Source organism: Mycobacterium sp. (genome assembly GCF_050700595.1).
Lineage (GTDB): Bacteria > Actinomycetota > Actinomycetes > Mycobacteriales > Mycobacteriaceae > Mycobacterium.
Genome location: NZ_JBOHHI010000232.1, coordinates 1 through 18922, shown reverse-complemented (window position 1 = coordinate 18922; position 18922 = coordinate 1). Strand labels below are relative to the sequence as shown.

At 67.2% G+C, this 18922-nt stretch carries 16 protein-coding genes and 1 pseudogene; 6 read left to right on the top strand and 11 right to left on the bottom strand.

From position 1 onward, the window contains the following. Positions 1-124 precede the first annotated feature (124 nt). Entirely contained in the window at positions 125-544 is a 420-nt protein-coding gene (locus ACRDTL_RS21005; protein WP_431508626.1) for a nuclear transport factor 2 family protein, read from the bottom strand. Between the two features lie 48 nt (positions 545-592). Between ACRDTL_RS21005 and ACRDTL_RS21000 the strand changes: the two genes are divergently transcribed. Beyond that, entirely contained in the window at positions 593-1465 is an 873-nt protein-coding gene (locus ACRDTL_RS21000; RefSeq protein ID WP_431508625.1) for a D-alanyl-D-alanine carboxypeptidase family protein, read from the top strand. Between the two features lie 222 nt (positions 1466-1687). After that, positions 1688-2086, top strand: coding sequence for an STAS domain-containing protein (locus ACRDTL_RS20995; protein WP_431508624.1), 399 nt, complete (start codon positions 1688-1690; stop codon positions 2084-2086). A gap of 13 nt (positions 2087-2099) precedes the next feature. On the opposite strand, the gene ACRDTL_RS20990 is transcribed toward ACRDTL_RS20995, so the two are convergent. The 5 genes from ACRDTL_RS20990 to ffh form a co-directional block, all read right to left on the bottom strand. Continuing rightward, positions 2100-2711, bottom strand: a complete 612-nt coding sequence (locus ACRDTL_RS20990; RefSeq protein ID WP_431508623.1) for a TetR/AcrR family transcriptional regulator — start codon at positions 2709-2711, stop codon at positions 2100-2102. Position 2712: 1 nt separating this feature from the next. Next, on the bottom strand, positions 2713-4494 hold the full coding sequence (locus ACRDTL_RS20985; RefSeq protein ID WP_431508622.1) for an N-acyl-D-amino-acid deacylase family protein: 1782 nt from the start codon (positions 4492-4494) through the stop codon (positions 2713-2715). Positions 4495-4573: 79 nt separating this feature from the next. Next, positions 4574-6250 (bottom strand): serine/threonine-protein kinase, encoded by a 1677-nt coding sequence (locus ACRDTL_RS20980; protein ID WP_431508621.1) that lies wholly within the window; start codon positions 6248-6250, stop codon positions 4574-4576. A 37-nt stretch (positions 6251-6287) separates the two neighbouring features. Further along, positions 6288-7355 carry a metal-dependent hydrolase family protein gene (locus tag ACRDTL_RS20975; protein WP_431508620.1) on the bottom strand — a complete coding sequence of 356 codons (1068 nt, stop codon included), beginning with the start codon at positions 7353-7355 and terminating at the stop codon, positions 6288-6290. A 4-nt stretch (positions 7356-7359) separates the two neighbouring features. Beyond that, entirely contained in the window at positions 7360-8901 is a 1542-nt protein-coding gene (ffh, locus tag ACRDTL_RS20970; RefSeq protein WP_431508619.1) for a signal recognition particle protein, read from the bottom strand. Positions 8902-8965: 64 nt separating this feature from the next. On the opposite strand from ffh, the pseudogene ACRDTL_RS20965 reads away from it, so the two are divergent. From ACRDTL_RS20965 to ACRDTL_RS20950, 4 genes and pseudogenes are all read left to right on the top strand, one after another. Continuing rightward, positions 8966-9232, top strand: a pseudogene (locus ACRDTL_RS20965) (alpha/beta hydrolase); the annotation flags it as partial. Positions 9233-9709: 477 nt separating this feature from the next. After that, a complete protein-coding gene (locus tag ACRDTL_RS20960; RefSeq protein ID WP_431508618.1) occupies positions 9710-10582 on the top strand; it encodes a PPE family protein, SVP subgroup in 873 nt (290 codons plus the stop codon). A gap of 19 nt (positions 10583-10601) precedes the next feature. Continuing rightward, entirely contained in the window at positions 10602-11789 is a 1188-nt protein-coding gene (locus ACRDTL_RS20955; RefSeq protein ID WP_431508617.1) for a PPE family protein, read from the top strand. A 20-nt stretch (positions 11790-11809) separates the two neighbouring features. Next, positions 11810-12109, top strand: coding sequence for a PE family protein (locus ACRDTL_RS20950; protein WP_431508616.1), 300 nt, complete (start codon positions 11810-11812; stop codon positions 12107-12109). Here the strand turns inward: ACRDTL_RS20950 and ACRDTL_RS20945 are convergent. The 5 genes from ACRDTL_RS20945 to ACRDTL_RS20925 form a co-directional block, all read right to left on the bottom strand. Beyond that, positions 12106-14556, bottom strand: a complete 2451-nt coding sequence (locus ACRDTL_RS20945) for a [protein-PII] uridylyltransferase (RefSeq protein WP_431508615.1) — start codon at positions 14554-14556, stop codon at positions 12106-12108. The genes ACRDTL_RS20950 and ACRDTL_RS20945 overlap by 4 nt on opposite strands. 36 nt (positions 14557-14592) lie before the next feature. Further along, positions 14593-14886: a P-II family nitrogen regulator gene (locus ACRDTL_RS20940; protein WP_431508677.1), complete on the bottom strand. Its 294-nt coding sequence runs from the start codon at positions 14884-14886 to the stop codon at positions 14593-14595. Further along, complete coding sequence (locus ACRDTL_RS20935) at positions 14801-16324, bottom strand: ammonium transporter (RefSeq protein WP_431508614.1); 1524 nt, start codon at positions 16322-16324, stop codon at positions 14801-14803. Before ACRDTL_RS20935 ends, ACRDTL_RS20940 begins: the two co-directional genes overlap by 86 nt. Positions 16325-16539: 215 nt before the next feature. Continuing rightward, complete coding sequence (gene ftsY / locus ACRDTL_RS20930) at positions 16540-17781, bottom strand: signal recognition particle-docking protein FtsY (RefSeq protein WP_431508613.1); 1242 nt, start codon at positions 17779-17781, stop codon at positions 16540-16542. 12 nt (positions 17782-17793) lie between these two features. After that, on the bottom strand, positions 17794-18922 hold a 1129-nt coding region (locus tag ACRDTL_RS20925; RefSeq protein WP_431508612.1), incomplete at its 5' end, for an AAA family ATPase.

Genomic DNA, 18922 nt, shown 5'->3' with positions numbered 1-18922 from the left:
TGTGGGTGTCACGCTGCAATTCAGCGATCCGGGCGGGATGCCGGGATCCGGTTTTGCCTCGCGTGTGCAGCCGCCCATTGTGCCAGAACGCCGATGTCGGGTGGAAATCCGCGACTCGCAGACGTCACGGACGCCGGTCGAAGCACTTGGTCTCGACGCGCCGGCTCATCCGCCAGCCTTCCGGGGTACGGACGAACTCGTCGTCGTACCAGAGCCCCAGCAGCATCGTGGTGACGGCCTTCCCGCCGAACACCATCGGGTTGAAGCAGAAGGTCCGCGCGGTGGCGGTGTCACCATCGAGCCGGATGGACGGAAGACCCAGCATATGGGCGTAGTTGGCGAAATTCGGCAACACCTCCGCCAGCCACGCCTTCACCTCCGGATAGCGGCCCACGATTCCGTCGAAGGCGCTGTAATCGATGTGTGCGTCCGGGGTGAACACCGTGTCGAGGTCGTCGAATCGGCGCAGATCGATCGCGGTGGAGTAGTCCACCAATAGCTGCTGGATCTCCAATCGGTCGGAGATTTCGGCCTGACTCAACATGGGAATTGATTGAACACGATGAGGTGGCCGCAATTAGGCTCAATGCCCATGCGAAAGGTCATGGCGTGTTTCGCGGTCGCGATCGCCGCCGTCTTCGGGCAGAGCCCTGCAGCGTGGGCCGACACTACCGTGCAGCCAGCCGGCTCGGTGCCGATTCCCGACGGCCCGGCTCAGACCTGGATTGTCGCCGACCTCGACACCGGTCGGGTGCTGGCCGCGCGTGACCAGAACGTCGGCCACCCACCGGCGAGCACGATCAAGGTGCTGTTGGCGCTGGCGGCGCTCGACGAGCTGAGCCTGGACTCCACCGTGGTCGCCGACGAAGCCGATACCCAGGTCGAGTGCAACTGTGTCGGTATCAAAGCCGGTCGCACATACACCGCACGCCAACTCCTGGACGGCCTGCTGCTGGTGTCGGGCAACGATGCCGCCAACACGCTGGCTCAGATGCTGGGCGGCGAGGCGGCCGCCGTGGCCAAGATGAACGCCAAAGCAGCCGCGCTGGGCGCAGCGAGCACTCATGCGGCCACCCCGTCGGGCCTGGACGGACCGGGTGGCTCCGGCTCCTCAACGGCGCACGACCTGGCCGTCATCTTCCGGGCGGCGCTGGCCAATCCGGTGTTCGCCCACATCATCGCCGAGCCGTCGGCGATGTTCCCCGGTGATGGAGGCGAGCATCAGATCGTCAACCAGGACGAACTGCTGTACCGGTATCCGGGCGCGATCGGCGGCAAGACCGGCTTCACCGACGCCGCCCGCAAGACGTTCGTCGGCGCCGCCGCCCGCGACGGCCGACGGCTGGTGATCGCGATGCTGTACGGGCTGGTACACGAGGGCGGACCGACCTATTGGGATCAGGCTGCCAGCCTGCTGGACTGGGGTTTCGCCCTCAACCCGCCATCGGCGATCGGCACGCTGTAGGAGCACCCGGGCGTGCCCGGGCGGTCGCGGCGGCCTCTGCGGTGGGCTAGGCTGCCGATGAGGTGGCACCTTATTTTGCAGGAGTCGAATATGGGCCTGCGCGGCATTGCGCGGGCATCCGCCGGCACCGCTACCGGGTTGAGCCACAGCCCTAGCCAACAGCCCTAGCCACAGCATGTCGTAGACGCCAGCGGACCGTCCAGGTACGCGCAACGAGGAGCGATGATGGCCGAAGACCACCACGCTGTACCGAATACCCCATCTCAACCAGACAGCAGCGACTTCAACGTCGACGAGACGTGGGTTGGCCAGCTGATCGTGGTACCGGTGAGCGGAAACGTGGACATGCTCAGCGCGCCCCAGCTGGCCGATGCACTCGAATCCGCCCTCGCCAAAAACCCGAATGGGCTGGTCGTCGACCTTTCCCGGGTTGAGTTCCTCGGGTCGGCGGGGATCAGCGTCCTGATGGCAGCCCACGGCAAGATGGCCGACCCGGACCGGTTCGCGGTGGTTGCCGACGGCCCGGCCACCCACCGGCCGCTCACATTGCTGGGCCTGAACGAGGTCATCTCGCTGCACCGCACGCTCGACGGCGCATTGAGTAGACTCGCCGACGCCTAGCCCCCGTCGCGTGTCACTCGGCCGTGGCGGTCAACCCCGGGAACAGACCACCCAGCAGTGACGTCAGCAGGGTGATGCGCTGGCCTTCGATGTCGGGTTGCGGGAGCACGGCGCGCACCAGCGCGGCGCCGTCGAAGATATTGGTCAGCAGCGCCACCACTGCGGGGAAGGTCTCTTCCGGAACGTTGTCGGCGTAGGGCAGCGCCCGTGCCGCGTCGTAGATCTTCGAGCTGTACTGCTCCAGCACGTGTTGCAAAGTGGCCTTGAGCTTTTCGTCGGTGCGGGCAGCGACCATGAGTTCATACATCACCGTATTGGTGGAATTGCCGGTGACGTCGCGCAGGATGGTCAGTGCCGCCGCCAAGGCCGGCTGGTCGGCTGGAATTTCGGCGAGCCTTTTGCCGATTTCGTCGAGCTGACGGCGCAACACCTCGCAGGCGGTGGCAGCCATGAAATCACCCATGGTGTCGAAATGCCGGAATAGCGCACCGACAGACACGTTGGCGCGCTTGGTGATTACCGCAGCCGACGCACGCGCATATCCGACTTCGGCGATCGTCGCGATACTGGCCTCGAGCAGCCGCGCAACCGTCTCCTCGCGGCGCTGCTGCTGGGTTCTCGCCATCTCAGACCTGCACCCGGTGCGGTTGACGGGCATCGGCACGCAGGAAACGGCCCGACTTCACCGACGTGCCGTAGCCGTCGCGGAACTCGCCGTTGCGGAACACCACGGCACCGCCCACCCCGGTGGTGACGACGGCGGCGTCGTTGCGGTTGACCATGCGGCTCAGCCCGCCATAGAACGGCACCGCTTGCTCGTAATAACCCTCCACCGTTTCGTCGAGGCCGGCCGGATCGATCACCGCGAAGTCCGCACGGTCGCCTTCGCGAAGCGTGCCCGCGTCGAGGCCGAACCACTCGGCCACCTCGGCGGTCAGCCGATACACCGCACGTTCGACGGCAAGGAACGGCGCGCCGGCGCGCTCGGCGTCCAGCGTCCGCTTGAGCAGCCGCACTCCGAAGTTGTAGAAGGCCATGTTGCGCAGGTGCGCACCCGCGTCCGAAAAGCCCATGTGGATGCTGGGTTCGGCGGCGAGCTTGTTGAGCTGTTTGGGCCGGTGGTTGCCGACGACGGTGGTCCACCGCACGTTGCGTTCCCCATTCTCGACGAGCACGTCGAGAAATGCGTCGAGCGGGTGCAGTCCGCGCTCGTCGGCGATCTGACCGAAGCTCTTGCCGATCAACGTCTTGTCGGGGCACTCGACGATCACCGCATCGTGAAAGTCACGGTGCCACAACGAGGGTCCGAGCTTGCGACGGTCGAACTCCTTCCGGAACTTACGCCGGTATGCGGTGTCGGCCAGCAGCTTGTTGCGCTCGAGTTGGTCACGCAGATGCAGCGCCGCGGTTCCCGCGCCGAACTCCTCGAAGACCGGGAGATCGATTCCGTCGGAGTACAACTCGAACGGCACCGGAAGGTGCTGGAACCGCACGCTGGCACCCAGCACGGCGTTGAGTAACCGGGTGACGGGACCGAAGACGCCCGCCGAGCCCGGCATCGCCTTCGCGTCCGCCGACACGAGCAGGCTCATCCGAACACCCTTGCGGCGCCCAAGCATCCGGCTGCTGGACAAGAAGAACAGCAGCCCCGACAGCGGGTTGGCGACGTCGGGAGCACTTTGTAGGATCCGGCCGCGCTTGCGCAGCACCGCGATCAGCTTGCGGCGCTCGTGCCAGGTGGCGAACGTCGACGGCAGTGCCCGCGAGCGGTAGCGGTCCCCGTCGAGCCTGTCGATCGCCGCGTCCATTCCGGACATGCCGAGCAGCCCGGCATCGAGCGCCTCGTCGAGCATGGCCGCCATCCGGTCCAGTTCGGCATCCGTCGGCCTGACGTCGTCGTCGGTGGCCCGCCCCAGCCCCAGCACTGCGGTCCGCAGATCCGAATGTCCCAGCATCGAGCCGACATTGGGGCCCAGCGGCAAGTCATCGAGGGCGGCGGCGTACTCGGCGGGACCAGACCACGTCTTCTTGGCTTCCAGTGCGCCGAGCACGAACTTGCGGGGCACCGCTTCGACCCGGCTGAACAGGTCGGCGGCGTCGGCCGAGTCGGCGTAGACGGTGGACAGCGAGCAGTTGCCGAGCAACACCGTGGTCACGCCGTGACGCACCGATTCCCGCAGCCCGGGATCTAACAGCACTTCGGCGTCGTAGTGGGTGTGCACGTCGATGAAACCGGGCACCACCCATTTCCCGGCCGCGTCGATCACCTCGGGGCAGCCGGTTTCGTCGAGGGACTCGGCGGAGACTTTAGCCACGACGCCGTCGCGGATGCCCAGCGTGCGGATCTGCGGTGGGCTGCCGGTGCCGTCGAACCACAGGCCGTCACGAACGATCACGTCATAAGTCATCAGCACTGCTCCTCTTGTCTCGGTTCAGCGGACCATATCATAGATAGTGAGTACTTACAATCTTTCTTTCCCGGCCCGGTCAGCGGGTCCGCGTGGTGGTCGGCGCGGCAGGCGTCTCGGTCACCGACGGCAGCCCGGGCACCGTGACGCCCGGCGGCACGTCACCGGTCCGTCCGGCAACCACCGGGATCACTATCTCCGCTCCTTGTTGGCCGCACTCATTGCTCTCGACGGTGACGGTCATGACACCACGCAGCGGGCCGTGGCCGGCCGGTTGCACCGACAACACCTGCTTGGTGGTCTGCATTGCGGTTGTCCCGTCCTGTCCGATACACGGGAACTGCACGGTCTCGGGCCGGGACTGCCAGGCACCGTCGCGGAAATCCAGCACGATCGGGTGCCCACCACCCGACGGGCTGGCCACCAGATGTTTCTTGTCGTCGAGCATGATTCCGGCGGCCACGCACCCGGCGGGTGTGCACGACGAACGAAACGCCCACCAGGTGGTCACGTTGGGTGGTTGAGGATCGGGATTTGCGTTGTACGTCTGCTCCGCCCGGTTCACGTCAACCTGATAGGCGCCGTCGAGCGCCTCACCCGGTCCAGGTCTGGCCGCAATGCTGCTCGTCGGTGCGGCAGCCGGGGAGCGGGTCGTGGGGCTGGCGGCCTGCGTGGACGCCGCGTCGTTTTGTCGGCCGACCATGATGCCGACGAACAAGCCGGTTAACAACAACAACGCCGCCGCGGTTACCGACCCGAGCACAATCCAGGGCCGGCTGCGCACCCACGTGGTCATCGCCGATAGCGAGCCGGCGCCGTGTCGACCGTGCTGCGCGAGCTTCCCGACCGCGGCGTCGCGCATCGTCTCGTCCGGGTAGTCGACGATGCTCAGGAATGCTTCGGGGCTGCGATCCCTGCTCCAGGCGCGATCACTGAGCGCGTCGGCGAACTCGTGACAGCTGGTGAACCGGTCCGCGGGATTTTTGGCCAAAGCTTTGGACAGCGCGCCGTCGAGGCGTGCCAGCTCCGGGTGTCGATCACTGAGTTTCGGCGGTACGGCGCCGAGATGATGGTTGATGACCATCGCGGGGTCGGAATCCTCGTACGGCGGCGCCCCGGTGAGCAGATGAAATGCGGTCGCGGCCAGCCCGTACTGGTCGGCGCGCCCGTCGATGGTCGAGCCGAGCAGTTGTTCCGGTGCGGCGTAGGCGACCGTTGCCGCGGTCAAGTTGGTTGCGGTCCGTCTGCCGGCCGCACTGAGCGGACGGCCTATTCCGAAGTCGGCCAATAAGGTCCGTTGTTCACCGTCGTCTGGATTGGTGAGAAAGATGTTGGCCGGTTTGACATCCTGGTGCAGGATTCCGCGCTGGTGCGCGTAATCCAATGCCCCGGCGACCGCGGTCACGATCGCAAGGGCCTCGCCCGCCGGCATCCCGACCGGAAACTGCTCCCGCATGAGTTGTGCGACATTGGTGCCGTTGACGTAATCCATTGCGATCCACAGTTGTCCCTCGAACTCGCCGCGGTCATACGTCTGCGCGATGTGCGGGTGAAACAGCGCTGCGGCAATCTCGGACTCACGGGTGAATCTCGTTCGAAACTCGCGATCCGCCGTCATCGCCCTGGGCAGGACTTTCAACGCGTCGTGGCGCGCAAGCGTGGGATGCTGAGCGAGATACACCTCGCCCAGCCCGCCGGTGCCCAGCATCCGAACGATGGTGTACCCGGCGAAGGTCGCCCCGGGGGCCAACGGCATGCGCCGATCCTATCCGCCGGCCGCAGCGGCCCGTAGGTCAGAACATCTGCCCGCGCAAGATGACCAGGTCAGGCCGGTTCAGCAGGTCCGCACTTTGGCGTGGATCATCGTTGTAGCACAACAGGTCTGCCGACGCGCCGTGGTCCAGACCGGGACGACCCAGCCAGCGGCGGGCGTCCCACGACGCCGCGCCCAATGCCGCGGTGGCGCTCATTCCGATGCCCTTGAGCGCCTCGACCTCGTCGGCGATCCGCCCATGGGCGATCCCGCCGCCGGCGTCGGTGCCGGCGTAGATCGGCACGCCGGCCTCGCGCGCGGCGCCGACCCGCTGCGGGCCGCGGACATACAGGTCGCGCATGTGATCGGCATAGCGTGGGTAGCGCGCCGCCGAGTCGGCAAAGCCGGGGAAGTTCTCGACGTTGATCAGCGTGGGCACCAAAGCGGTGCCGCGAGAGACCATCAACTCGATCGTGTCGTCGGTGAGCCCGCTGCCGTGCTCGATGCAGTCGATGCCGGCGTTGATCAGTCCGGGTAGCGCGTCCTCGCCGAACACATGGGCGGTGACCCGTGCGCCGTGGGCGTGAGCGGTGTCGATCGCTGTCTTGAGCACCTCATCGGACCACAGCGGGGCCAAATCTCCTGCGTCGCGATCGATCCAGTCGCCGACCAGCTTGACCCAGCCGTCGCCGCGGTGTGCCTGTTCGGCCACCGCCGCGGGAAGCTGCGATTCGTCGTCGATGTCGATCGGCACACCGCGCAGATAGCGTTTCGGGCGGGCCAGATGACGCCCCGCCCGGATGATCCGGGGCAGGTCGTCGCGATCATCGAGGCTGCGGGTGTCGATCGGCGAGCCGCAGTCGCGCAGCAGCAGGGCACCCGCGTCACGCTCGGTTTCGGCTTGACGGATCGCCTCGTCGAGCTCGACCCCGCCGCCCGGGCCGATGCCGACATGACAGTGCGCGTCGACCAGCCCCGGGATGATCCAGCCCCCGTCGAACACGGTCTCGGCATGTGTGACGGGCTCGGCGCTGAGCTCGCCGTCGACGATCCACCACTGCGCAGGGTCGCCGTCGGGCAATCCGCGCCCACGCACGGACAGGCGCATGCGGCTATTTCTTGCCCGGGAACTTCAGCTGAGACAAATCGAACTCGGTCAGTCCGGGCGGTAATTCGTCAAGACCCTCGGGCAGCTGTGACAGATCGGGGAATCCGGCCGGCAAACCCATCGGACTTCGCTTCGGCGGTGTCGGGCCGCGCTTCTTGCCCTTTTTGCCCTTGCCCGCTTTCGCTTTTCCGGCCTTACGGGTGGACGATTTGCGGCCAAGCCCCGGAATTCCCATCGAGCCGACCATCGACGACATCATCTTGCGGGCCTCGAAGAACCGATCGACCAACTGATTGATCTCCGAGACCGTCACGCCGGAACCGTTGGCGATACGCAGCCGACGCGAAGCGTTGATGATCTTGGGGTCAGCCCGCTCGGCCGGCGTCATGCCGCGGATGATCGCCTGCAACCGGTCGAGTTGCTTGTCGTCGACGGCGGCCAGCGCGTCCTTCATCTGGCCGGCGCCGGGCAGCATGCCCAACAGGTTGCCGATCGGGCCCATCTTCCGGATGGCCAGCATCTGATCGAGGAAATCCTCCAGGGTCAGCTCGCCGGATCCGATCTTGGCCGCGGCGGCCTCGGCTTGCTGCGCGTCAAAGACCTGCTCGGCCTGCTCGATCAGGCTCAGCACGTCGCCCATGCCCAGGATGCGGCTGGACATCCGGTCCGGGTGGAAGACGTCGAAGTCCTCCAACTTCTCGCCGGTGGACGCGAAAAGAATTGGCACACCGATAACTTCGCGGACCGACAACGCGGCACCACCGCGGGCGTCACCGTCCAGCTTGGTCAGCACCACACCGGTGAAGCCGACACCCTCGCGGAACGCCTCCGCGGTGGTGACCGCGTCCTGGCCGATCATCGCGTCCAGGACGAACAGCACTTCATCCGGATCGATGGCCGAGCGGATGGCGGCGGCCTGGCCCATCATCGCGTCGTCGATACCCAGCCGCCCGGCGGTGTCGACGACGACGACGTCGAAATGTTTGGCCCGCGCCTCGGCCAGCCCGGCCGACGCGACGGCGACGGGATCGCCCGGCCCGGCTTCGGGCGATGCTCCCGGGTGCGGCGCGAACACCGTGACCCCGGCGCGCTCGCCGACGACCTGCAGCTGATTCACCGCCGCCGGGCGCTGCAAGTCGCAGGCCACCAACAGCGGCGTATGCCCTTGGTCACGCAGCCAGACGGCGAGCTTGCCGGCCAGTGTCGTCTTGCCGGAACCCTGCAGACCGGCCAGCATCACCACGGTCGGCGGCGTCTTGGCGAACGTCAACCGGCGCGTCTCACCGCCCAGGATGGCGATCAGTTCTTCGTTGACGATCTTGACGACCTGCTGCGCCGGGTTGAGCGCGCCGGACACCTCGGCGCCCTTGGCGCGGTCCTTGATCCGGCTGACGAATGCCCGCACCACTACCAGCGACACGTCGGCTTCCAGCAGCGCGAGCCGAATTTCGCGGGTGGTGGCGTCGATATCGGCGTCGGTCAGCCGGCCCTTGCCGCGCAGCCCCTGCAGCGCACCTGTCAGCCGGTCGGACAACGATTCAAACACGGTGCCAGCCTAATGGGATTCGATCAGCGCGTCGTTGACGGGGTTTGGACCCGGTTGGCGACCCGAGAGCTTTCGGGCCTCCCTGACTGATCCGATTTTGCGTCGCGTCAGACCCGGGCGAGTGACCACCCCGGTCCTGGTTCTCGGCGCCGAGCGCGACGGGTTGGTCACCAGCGCTGAAGTGCGCGCTACGGCGCGGGCTTACCGGACCGAACCAGAATTCTTTCCCGGAATGGGGCACAACATGATGCTCGAACCGGGATGGACTAACGTCGCCGAACGAATTCGCAAATGGCTTGAAATCCGCGACCTTGTCAACCGCGCAGAATAACGACGCAGCAATCCTGTGCGGTCGATCGCGGAATTCGACGAACACAATTATTACAAGAAATAAATACCAATCAAACTTCGGCATTGCATTATCGTCCGAGCGCATGCCAGCGGCGCAAATCATTGCCGCCGAAAGATCGTCGTACGGCAGCGGCCGGCAGCTCCGCGCTCGCTGCCGCTGCTGCCGCCCTGAGCTGCGACGATAACCGCGCCGCAAGATGTACCGGCCGGAGTTGACGCCCGGGATCGCATGCGGCGTAACCGGGCTGTTAAAGAAATCTCACTGTTAAGGGTTCACGACGGCTGCGTTAGGGAATAATTACCAATTCATTCGCGGATGATTGGATCCGTTAAGAGTCCACCCACGACCGTTAAAAAACCGTTACCGAAGCATTTTCCCGGGCAAGTCTCAGGAAGGCTCAAGGACGTGCAACGTGCCCCACGCACTTCAAACGGGTGTGTCTTATGAGGAGAATTCATGGCTTTTGTGACCGTAGTGTCTGAAGCGCTTCCCGCAGCCGCGAGCCAGTTGGAAGGTATCGGCTCGGCAATGACCGCCCAAAGCGCGGCCACGGCCGCCCCGACCACCGGGGTGATTCCGGCGGCGGCCGATCAGGTATCAACGCTGCAGGCGATGCTGTTCTCTTCCTACGGAAGCCTGTACCAGCAGATCAGCGCCCAGGCCACGGCGATTCACGAGATGTTTGTGAACACCCTGGCCACCAGTGGCGCGTCGTATGGCACCACCGAGGCCGCCAACCAGGTTGCCGCCGGATCCTCCTCGGGGACTTCGGGAATCCTCGGCGGGCTCTTGGGGGCTGGCTCATCGTCGTCCGGGTCGTCGGGGCTGGGCGGGCTCCTCGGCGGGACCGGGCCGGGTGGGCTGTCAGGCAACCTGGCCAACATCGCCAACATCGGCGCTGGGAACTGGGCCTCCGCCGGGTCGGACCTGATCGGACTTGCCGGCGGCGGTCTTCTCGATGCTCCTGCCGAGGCGGTTGCCGAGGTGGGAGCTGCCGACGTCGGGTTGGCGGGCCTGGTGGGTGCGGTGGGGCCGGTGAGCCCCGCAGGCATCGGCGCGGCGCCGGTGTTGGCGAATTTGGCCCAAGCATCCTCGGTCGGCGGCTTGTCGGTGCCGCCCAGTTGGGCCGGCGAGGTCGCTTCGGCAGTCGGTCCTGCCCCTGCGACGTTGGCCGGCGCCGGCTGGACGACGGCTGCCCCACACAGCACGCCGGTGGCAACGATCCCGGCCGGCATGCCGTCGGTGGCTACAGCCGGGAAGGCCGCCGGCTTCGGTGCGCCGCGCTATGGCCTCAAGCCCACCGTGATGCCCAAACCGGCCGTCGTGTAGCGAAGAGCAGGAGACAGGAATGGATTTCGGAGCGTTGTGTCCGGAGATCAACTCTGGACTCATGTACGCCGGCGCAGGGGCGGGACCGATGATGGCCGCCGCGGCGGCGTGGAGTGCCCTGGGCGCCGAGTTGGCTACCACCGCGTCCTCCTACGAGGCGGTGATCTCACTGCTGACCGGCGACGAGTGGCTGGGTCCGGCATCGGCGACGATGGCCGCCGCGGCCGCGCCCTACGTGGCATGGCTGAACCACACCGCCGCGGCCGCTGAGCACGCCGCCGTCCAGGCCATGGCGTCCGCCGCCGCCTACGAGGCGGCCTTCGCGATGACGGTGCCTCCCCCGGTCATCGCGGCCAACCGGACTCAGCTGGCCGCCCTGGTCGCGACCAACTTCCTCGGGCAGAACACGCCCGCGATCATGGCCACCGAGGCTCACTACGCCGCGATGTGGGCCCAGGACGCCGCCGCGATGTACGGCTACGCCGCCGGCTCACATTCGGCCGGAGTGCTTCAGCCGATGACCTCGCCGGCGCCGATTGCCAACGGGTCGGGAATCGCCGCCCAAGCCGCCGCGGTCGGTGGGGCCGGCACAGGCGGTCTGCAGACGCAGCTGTCACAGGTGATTTCCGGCCTGCAAACCACGGTGGGAAGCCTCGCCTCCCCGCTGGCAAGCGCCTCCGGCACGTCGGGGTCGGGTGGAATCTTGAGCTCGATCGACAGTTTCTTCGGTATCCCGTTCGTGTCGAATGCCACGAACGGAGCAGTGAACACGTCGGCGTGGTTTGTCATGAACACCATCCCGACCTCCGTGGCGCTTGGACACACCCTCGCCGGCATGACCCCGGCAGCTGCCCTCGCGGATGCCGTCGGTCCGGAGGGCTTGGGCGCGGGCCTGGGAACGGTCCTGGCGGGCTCGACGGGTCCTGCAGGCTTCGGCGGCGCGCCGGTGTTGGCGGGTTTGGGCCAGGCATCCGCGGTCGGCGGGTTGTCGGTGCCGGCCGGCTGGTCTGCGGCCACCCCGGCGGGCACCGGTTCGGCGACGTTGGCGGGCACCGGCTGGAGCGTTGCCGCCGAAGAAGGCGTGCCGGTGGCCACCATGCCAGCCGGGATGCCGTCGGTCGCCTCGGCCGGCCGCGGATCTTACGGCTTTGCAGCACCCCGTTATGGCTTCAAGCCCACCGTGATGCCCAAAACGGTTCTCGTCTAAAGGAAAGGGAAGAGATAACCATGTCTTTCGAGGGTCTGAACAAGGAAGCGTTGTCGGCGGCGTCCGCCAAATTAGCGAGTCTCGGCTCGGCGCTGGCCGCACGGGAAGCCGCTACCGCCGGCCCGACGGTCGGCCTGGTTCCGGCCGGGGCCGATGAGGTATCGGCAGTGATCGCGACGCAGTTCGCCACGCACGGCGAGGTTTACCAGGCGGTTAGCGCCCAGGCCAGAGCAATGCATGAGATGTTTGTCAGCATCCTGGCCGCCAGCGCCGGGTCGTGCGCGGACACCGGGAACACCGGCGTCGTAGCGGAAGGCTAGCGAGCCTCGTCGAGCGATTCGTCGGAACCGGTGGAGACCAACACCGCGAACAAGTCACGCTCCACCGCCGCCTGCATGGCTGGGATCGACTCGGTCGCGCGGGCCGGCAGCACGACACAAAACACGTCGTCCACCGTCGAGCCCATGGTGGCAACCTTCGCCCAGATGATGTCCACTCCGGCGTGCTCCAGCGCACCGGCGAGCAACGCGAGCAAGCCTGGCCGGTCGGTCGCGCGGATTTCCACGATCAGCCCGCCGGGCCCGGCGCCGTCGAACCAGCGAATGCGCGGCGGCGGCGCGGTCGGGTAAGTGACCGGCACGCCTTGTCGTACCTGCCCGACGGAAGGCGACGCGGCTTGTCGGGCGTCACAGGCTCGCCGGTGCAGCAGCTCGAGGACGTCGATGTCGCCTTCCAACGCGGTGATGAACTGCTGCCGCAGCAGTTCCGCGGCCGCGGGGGAACCAAAGTGCGGCGAGACCACGAATTCGTTGATCGCGACGCCGTCGTGGATATTCACCGACGCCGAATGCACCCGCAGCGAGTTGAGGCCGAGTACGCCGGCGGCCTTCGACAGCAGTCCGCGCTGGTCTGGGGCGATCATCACCGCGTGGTGGATGCGCGGACCGTTGCCGCGTCTGACCTCGACATGCACCCGGTGGGTGGCCGCCAGCGAAATATGGTGCGGGTCGACCGGTTCGGCCTGCGGCAACGACTCACCGGCCATCACCATTCGACAGCGCCGCACCAGGTCGCCGACCAGCGACGCCTTCCAGTCGTTCCAAACCGTGGGGCCGGTCGCGAGCGCGTCGGCCTCGGTCAGCGCGTGCAGCACGTCGAGAACCACCGGATCCCCGCCGAGAGCCTCCGAAACGGCCGCGACGGCCTGTGGATTGGTTATGTCATGGCGGGTGGCGACCTTCGCCAACAACAGGTGATGCGCTACCAGTTTCGACAGCATCTCGACGTCGGACGACCACATCCCCAGCCGGGTACCGATCTGGGTGGCCAACTCCGCACCCAGCACGCTGTGATCGCTGCCTCGGCCCTTCCCGATGTCGTGCAACAGCGCGGCAACCAACAGCAGGTCGGGACGCGCTACCCGGGTGGTGAAAACTCTTGCCCGGGAGACGGTTTCGACGAGGTGGCGGTCCACGGTCCAAATGTGGACGACGTCGCGCGGCGGAAGGTCGCGAACGGCGCCCCATTCCGGGAATAGCCGATCCCACAGCCCGGTGCGGTCGAGCGCTTCGATTGTCACCACCGCGGCCGGGCCCGCGGCCAGCAACACGAAAAGGTTGTCGAGCGCCTCGCGCGGCCAGGGTGTGGGCAGCTCGGCAGCGGTTTCGGCCAGCCGGGTCAGCGTGGACGCCGCGATCGGCAACCTGGCGACGGCCGCGGCGGCGGCCACCCGCAGCACCAGACCGGGATCGCGTTCCGGCCGGGCATCGCGGGCCAGCACGATCTCCCCGGCGTATTCGACCACGCCCTCATCCAGCGGACGACGCGACCGCCGCCGCATCGCCGAGATGCCGCGTCGCGGCAGCGCGTTGGCGGCCGTCCGCAGCCCGGCGTCGACGCGGTAGCTGATGGTGCGGGCCGCATCCGACAGCGCCCGCGCCAGGTCGTATCTGTCACCGGCGTGCAGAGTGGCGCTGATCTCGTCGGCGTACTGGGCCAATAGCAAGTCATGTCCGCGGCCCGAGACGCGGTGCAGTTCGGTGCGGACGTCGAGCAGGGTGAGGTAGGCGCCGCTCAGCGAACCTGCCGTTGAGGTTCCCGGGCGGCGGACGGTGAGGCGGTCGGCCAGCTGGGCGAGGGCCAATGCGTCGAGCAACTGGACGTCACGCAGGCCGCCGCGGCCGCATTTCAGGTCGGGTTCAGCGCGGTGGGCGATCTCGCCGCTGCGGCGCCAACGCGCCTGCGCCGTTTCGACGAGTTCGCCGAATCGGGAACGGATTCCGGCGCGCCATTGCCGGCGCACACCGTCGATGAGCGCCATCGACAACTGCTGATCGCCGGCGATGTGACGCGCGTCCAGCATGGCCAGGCCGGCCGAAATATCCGCGTCGGCCACCCGCAGTGCCTCCGCGACGGTGCGCACGCTGTGGTCAAGACGAATGTTGGCGTCCCACAGCGGATACCACAGCCGATCTGCCACCTGCCCGACGATGTCGGCGGACAGGCTGTCGTGCAGCAGCAGCAGGTCCAGGTCGGAGTACGGCAGCAGCTCGCGACGGCCCAGGGAGCCCGTCGCGACGACAGCGAGACCGCGACCGGCCGTGATACCGATCTCGGTGGCCTTTGCCATCAGCCAGGATTCGTACAGCTCCAAACATGCTTGGCGTAGCGCGGGCGCATCCAGTTGACTCGACGTGCTGGACAGCAGCTTTGCCCGGGCAGCGGCTAAATCTGTTGCCGGGAAAGAACTTACGCCGTGCTGTTTCATACCTGCCCGGATCGGATCAGGTAGTTGGGGCTGGTCTCATATGGCATCGGCCCCGCGCTCACCGGTACGCACCCGCACAACGGTTTCCACCGGGCTGACCCATACTTTGCCGTCGCCGATCTTGCCGGTGCGCGCCGCGCGAACGATGCTGTCAACAACTTTGTCTGTCGCAAAGTCGTCGACCAAGACCTCGATCCGGACCTTCGGGACAAAGTCAACCGAGTACTCAGCACCCCGGTAAACCTCAGTGTGACCCTTCTGTCGCCCGTAACCCCGGACTTCGCTGACCGTCATCCCCAGCACCCCGGCTTCCTCGAGGCTGGTCTTGATGTCTTCGAGCGTGAAGGGCTTGACGATCGCGGTAATCAGCTTCATTTCCTCTTTCCTCTTCAGCCGGATGTGCAAGAACCGAACTGCCGACAACCGCGAAGTCGTAACCGCCCTCGGCGTGCTGAGCTTCGTCGATGCCCGAGGCTTCATCCTCCGCGGCCAGCCGCAGCCCGATGGTGTGTTTCATGGCCAGAGCCAAGATAGCTGTCACCACAGCCGAATAGCCAAGAACACTGCCCGCGCCGATTGTCTGTCGCCACAGCTGATCGAAGCCGCCCCCATACAACAAGCCGGGCGACACGCCCGACACACCGGCGATGGCGGTGGTCCCCGGCGCCGCGACCAGGCCGATCAGCAGCGTGCCCGCAAGACCTCCGACCAGGTGTACCGCGACCACGTCAAGTGAATCATCAAAGCCGAACCGGTATTTCAGACCGACCGCCAACGCGCACACGACACCGGCGGTCGCCCCGATCACCAACGCACCGAAAACGTTGACCGACGAGCACGACGGCGTGATGGCGACCAATCCGGCCACAATCCCCGACGCGGCCCCCAGCGAGGTGGCGTGCCCGTCGCGGATGCGCTCGGTAAGCAACCAGGCGAGCATGGCGGCCGCTGTCGCGATGGTGGTGGTGACGAACGTCGACCCGGCCGCGCCGTTAGCGCTGGTGGCCGAGCCGGCGTTGAACCCGTACCAGCCGAACCACAGCAGCCCCGCGCCCAGCATCACCAACGGCAGGTTGTGCGGGCGCATCGGGGTTTTGGGCCAGCCCTGCCGCTTGCCGAGGATGATTGCCAGGACCAGGCCGGCGACGCCGGCGTTGATGTGGACCGCGGTGCCGCCGGCGAAGTCGATGGCGTGCAGCTTGTTGGCGATCCAGCCGCCGTGCGCTGCCGCCACCTTGTCGAAGGCGAAGACCCAGTGCGCGACCGGGAAGTAGACGAAACTCACCCACAGCGCCGCAAAGAACATCCAGCTGCCGAACTTCAACCGGTCGGCCACCGCGCCGGAGATCAACGCCACCGTGATGATCGCGAACATCAATTGGAATGCCGCGAAGACGGTTTGGGGGACGCTGCCCGCCAATGGAATCTCGACCGCAGCGGTCGAGCTGGCGGGATCACCGGCCGGAACGGCCGCAACACCATTGACGCCGATCAGGCCCTTGAGTCCCCAGTACTCCGTAGGATTCCCGGCGATGTTGCCGACGTCGTCGCCGAAGGCCAGCGAGTAGCCGTACAGCACCCACAGCACGGTCACCACGCCCATCGCGCTGACGCTCATCATGATCATGTTCAGTACGCTTTTGGCGCGCACCATCCCGCCGTAGAAGAACGCAAGGCCGGGCGTCATCAACAGCACCAGCGCGGAGCTGGCGAGCATCCAGGCGGTGTCACCGGTGTTCGGCACGCCCATCGTCGGGAATTGGTCCACGCGCCCAAACCTCCTGTCATTGACCTGGTCAAACAATGCGCAGGGGTTGTTTCGGATCCGACGCAACATGGTTTCGCGCCGGTTACATCGTGCTCACCGACGTGATGGTGACAACCCGTCCCCCTCGCCGCTCCGCGGCTGGGGGTGCCCCCAGCGCCCGGCTCCGCCGCCCTTGCGATCGCCACGCGGCGATGTCAGGAGATGTTCGGGTGATGTCAGCCCAGCAGCGCGTCGACGAACGCGCCGGGTTCAAATGGCGCCAGGTCGTCGGGACCCTCGCCGAGCCCGACCAGCTTCACCGGTAGGCCCAATTCTTGTTGCACCCGGAAAACGATGCCGCCTTTGGCCGTTCCATCCAGCTTGGTCAGCACCGTGCCGGTGATGTCGACCACCTCGGCGAATACTCGCGCCTGCGCCAGCCCGTTCTGCCCGATGGTGGCGTCGAGCACCAGCAGCACCTCGTCGACCGCCGCACGCCGGCTCACCACCCGTTTGACCTTGCCGAGTTCGTCCATCAGCCCGGTTTTGGTGTGCAGCCGGCCGGCGGTGTCGATGACGACGACGTCGGCGCCGGCGGCGATGCCCTTATCCACGGCGTCGAACGCGACCGAGGCCGGGTCGGCGCCCTCGGCTCCGCGCACCACCTCGGCGCCCACCCGAGCGCCCCAGGTCTGCAGTTGGTCGGCGGCGGCGGCCCGGAAGGTGTCGGCCGCACCCAGCACGACACGCCGGCCGTCGGCCACCAACACCCGCGCCAGCTTGCCGACCGTGGTGGTTTTGCCGGTGCCGTTGACGCCGACGACCAGCAGCACCGACGGGTGCCCGGGATGCGGCAGCGCGCGGATGGAGCGGTCCAGGTCGGGTTGCAGCTCGTTGATCAACACCTCGCGCAGCACTGCGCGGGCATCAGCCTCGGTGCGCACGTTCTTGCCGGCCAGCTCGCCGCGCAGCGCTGACACCACCGAGGCGGTCGCCACCGGGCCCAGGTCGGCGACCAGCAGGGTCTCCTCGACCTCTTCCCAGGAGTCTTCGTCGAGATCCCCGCCGCCGAGCAGGCCCAGCATGCTGCGGCCCAGCGCGTTCTGCGATTTGGCGAGCCGGCCGCGCAGTCGTTCCAGCCGGCCGTCCGGCGGCGCGATGGCGCCGATGTCGGGCGGCGCGACGGGCGCGGGTTCGGGCAGTTGGACGTCGGCGATCGTGCGCTTGGGTGCATCGCGCGGAATGGTCGCGTCATCGCCGACGCCGGGCAGTCCGGTGGTGTCGATGCGCTCCGGTATTGCTGTCTGGCTGAACGTGATGCCCGAGGACGCGGTGTAGCCGCCGGAGCGGTCGAGCGTCTGCTCACGGGCCGACAGGCTGATCCGCCGCCGGCGGTGGCGGACCAGTCCCAGGATCAGCGCGGTGATGACGACAAGTGCGGCGACGACCGCGATCGCGATCCACACACCTTCGGACACCAATACTCCTCGCTATCCCGGGGTGCCGACGAGCTGATCGACCTGCTGACCGCGCATGCGCTGCGAGATCACCGCGGTGATGCCGTCGTCGCGCATCGTCACGCCGTACAGCGCGTCGGCGACCTCCATCGTCGGCTTCTGGTGGGTGATGATGATCAACTGCGACTGAGCCCGCAGCTGGTCGAACAGCTGCAGCAGCCGGTGCAGGTTGACGTCGTCGAGGGCGGCCTCCACCTCGTCCATGATGTAAAACGGCGACGGGCGGGCCCGGAAGATCGCCACCAGCATCGCCACCGCGGTCAGCGCCTTCTCGCCGCCGGACAGCAGCGACAGCCGCTTGATCTTCTTACCCGGCGGGCGCGCCTCCACCTCGATGCCGGTGGCCAGCATGTCCTCGGGATCGGTCAACCGCAACCGGCCCTCCCCGCCCGGGAACAGCGCGGCGAACACGTCGCGGAACTCACGTTCCACGTCGGCGTAGGCGTCGGCGAACACCTGCAGGATGCGCCCGTCGACGTCGGCGACGACGTCGAGCAGGTCCTTGCGGGCGGCCTTGACGTCCTCGAGCTGGGTGGACAGGAAGTTGTAGCGCTCCTCCAGTGCGGCGAACTCCTCCAGCGCCAGCGGGTTGACCCGGCCCAGCTCGGCCAGATCCCGTCCGGCGCGTTTGGCCCGGCGCTCCTGGGTGGCCCGGTCGAACGGCATCGGCGCCGGCGCGGTGACCTGCTCGCCGCGCTCGCGCGCCTGCTGATATTCGGCCAGCTCAAGCTCGGTCGGCGGCAACGGAACCAGCGGACCGTATTCGGCGACCAGATCGTCGGGCGCCATCCCGAACTGTTCGAGCACCATTTGCTCGAGCTGCTCGATGCGCTCCGCCGCCAGCGCCTTGGCCACCTCGTCGCGATGCAGCGACTCGGTGAGCGCTGCGATCCGGGTATCCAGCGCGTTCACCTCGTCGCGGACCGCCGCCATCGCCACCGACCGCTGCTGGCGTTCGGTGGCCAGTGCGTCACGCTTGCGCGAGGCGGCGCCGACCACCTGAACCAGTCGCTGCGCCAGCAGCCGCCCGGCGTCGGCTACCGCGGCGGCGACCGCGGCCGCGCGCTCGCGCGCGACGCGAGCCTGCTGCGCGCGCAACCGC

Bases quoted from the DNA above. Each gene is read 5' to 3' on its own strand.
- ACRDTL_RS21005 (WP_431508626.1), bottom strand. From the start codon at position 544: ATGTTGAGTCAGGCCGAAATCTCCGACCGATTGGAGATCCAGCAGCTA.
- ACRDTL_RS21000 (WP_431508625.1), top strand. From the start codon at position 593: ATGCGAAAGGTCATGGCGTGTTTCGCGGTCGCGATCGCCGCCGTCTTC.
- ACRDTL_RS20995 (WP_431508624.1), top strand. From the start codon at position 1,688: ATGATGGCCGAAGACCACCACGCTGTACCGAATACCCCATCTCAACCA.
- ACRDTL_RS20990 (WP_431508623.1), bottom strand. From the start codon at position 2,711: ATGGCGAGAACCCAGCAGCAGCGCCGCGAGGAGACGGTTGCGCGGCTG.
- ACRDTL_RS20985 (WP_431508622.1), bottom strand. From the start codon at position 4,494: ATGACTTATGACGTGATCGTTCGTGACGGCCTGTGGTTCGACGGCACC.
- ACRDTL_RS20980 (WP_431508621.1), bottom strand. From the start codon at position 6,250: ATGCCGTTGGCCCCCGGGGCGACCTTCGCCGGGTACACCATCGTTCGG.
- ACRDTL_RS20975 (WP_431508620.1), bottom strand. From the start codon at position 7,355: ATGCGCCTGTCCGTGCGTGGGCGCGGATTGCCCGACGGCGACCCTGCG.
- ACRDTL_RS20960 (WP_431508618.1), top strand. From the start codon at position 9,710: ATGGCTTTTGTGACCGTAGTGTCTGAAGCGCTTCCCGCAGCCGCGAGC.
- ACRDTL_RS20955 (WP_431508617.1), top strand. From the start codon at position 10,602: ATGGATTTCGGAGCGTTGTGTCCGGAGATCAACTCTGGACTCATGTAC.
- ACRDTL_RS20950 (WP_431508616.1), top strand. From the start codon at position 11,810: ATGTCTTTCGAGGGTCTGAACAAGGAAGCGTTGTCGGCGGCGTCCGCC.
- ACRDTL_RS20945 (WP_431508615.1), bottom strand. From the start codon at position 14,556: ATGAAACAGCACGGCGTAAGTTCTTTCCCGGCAACAGATTTAGCCGCT.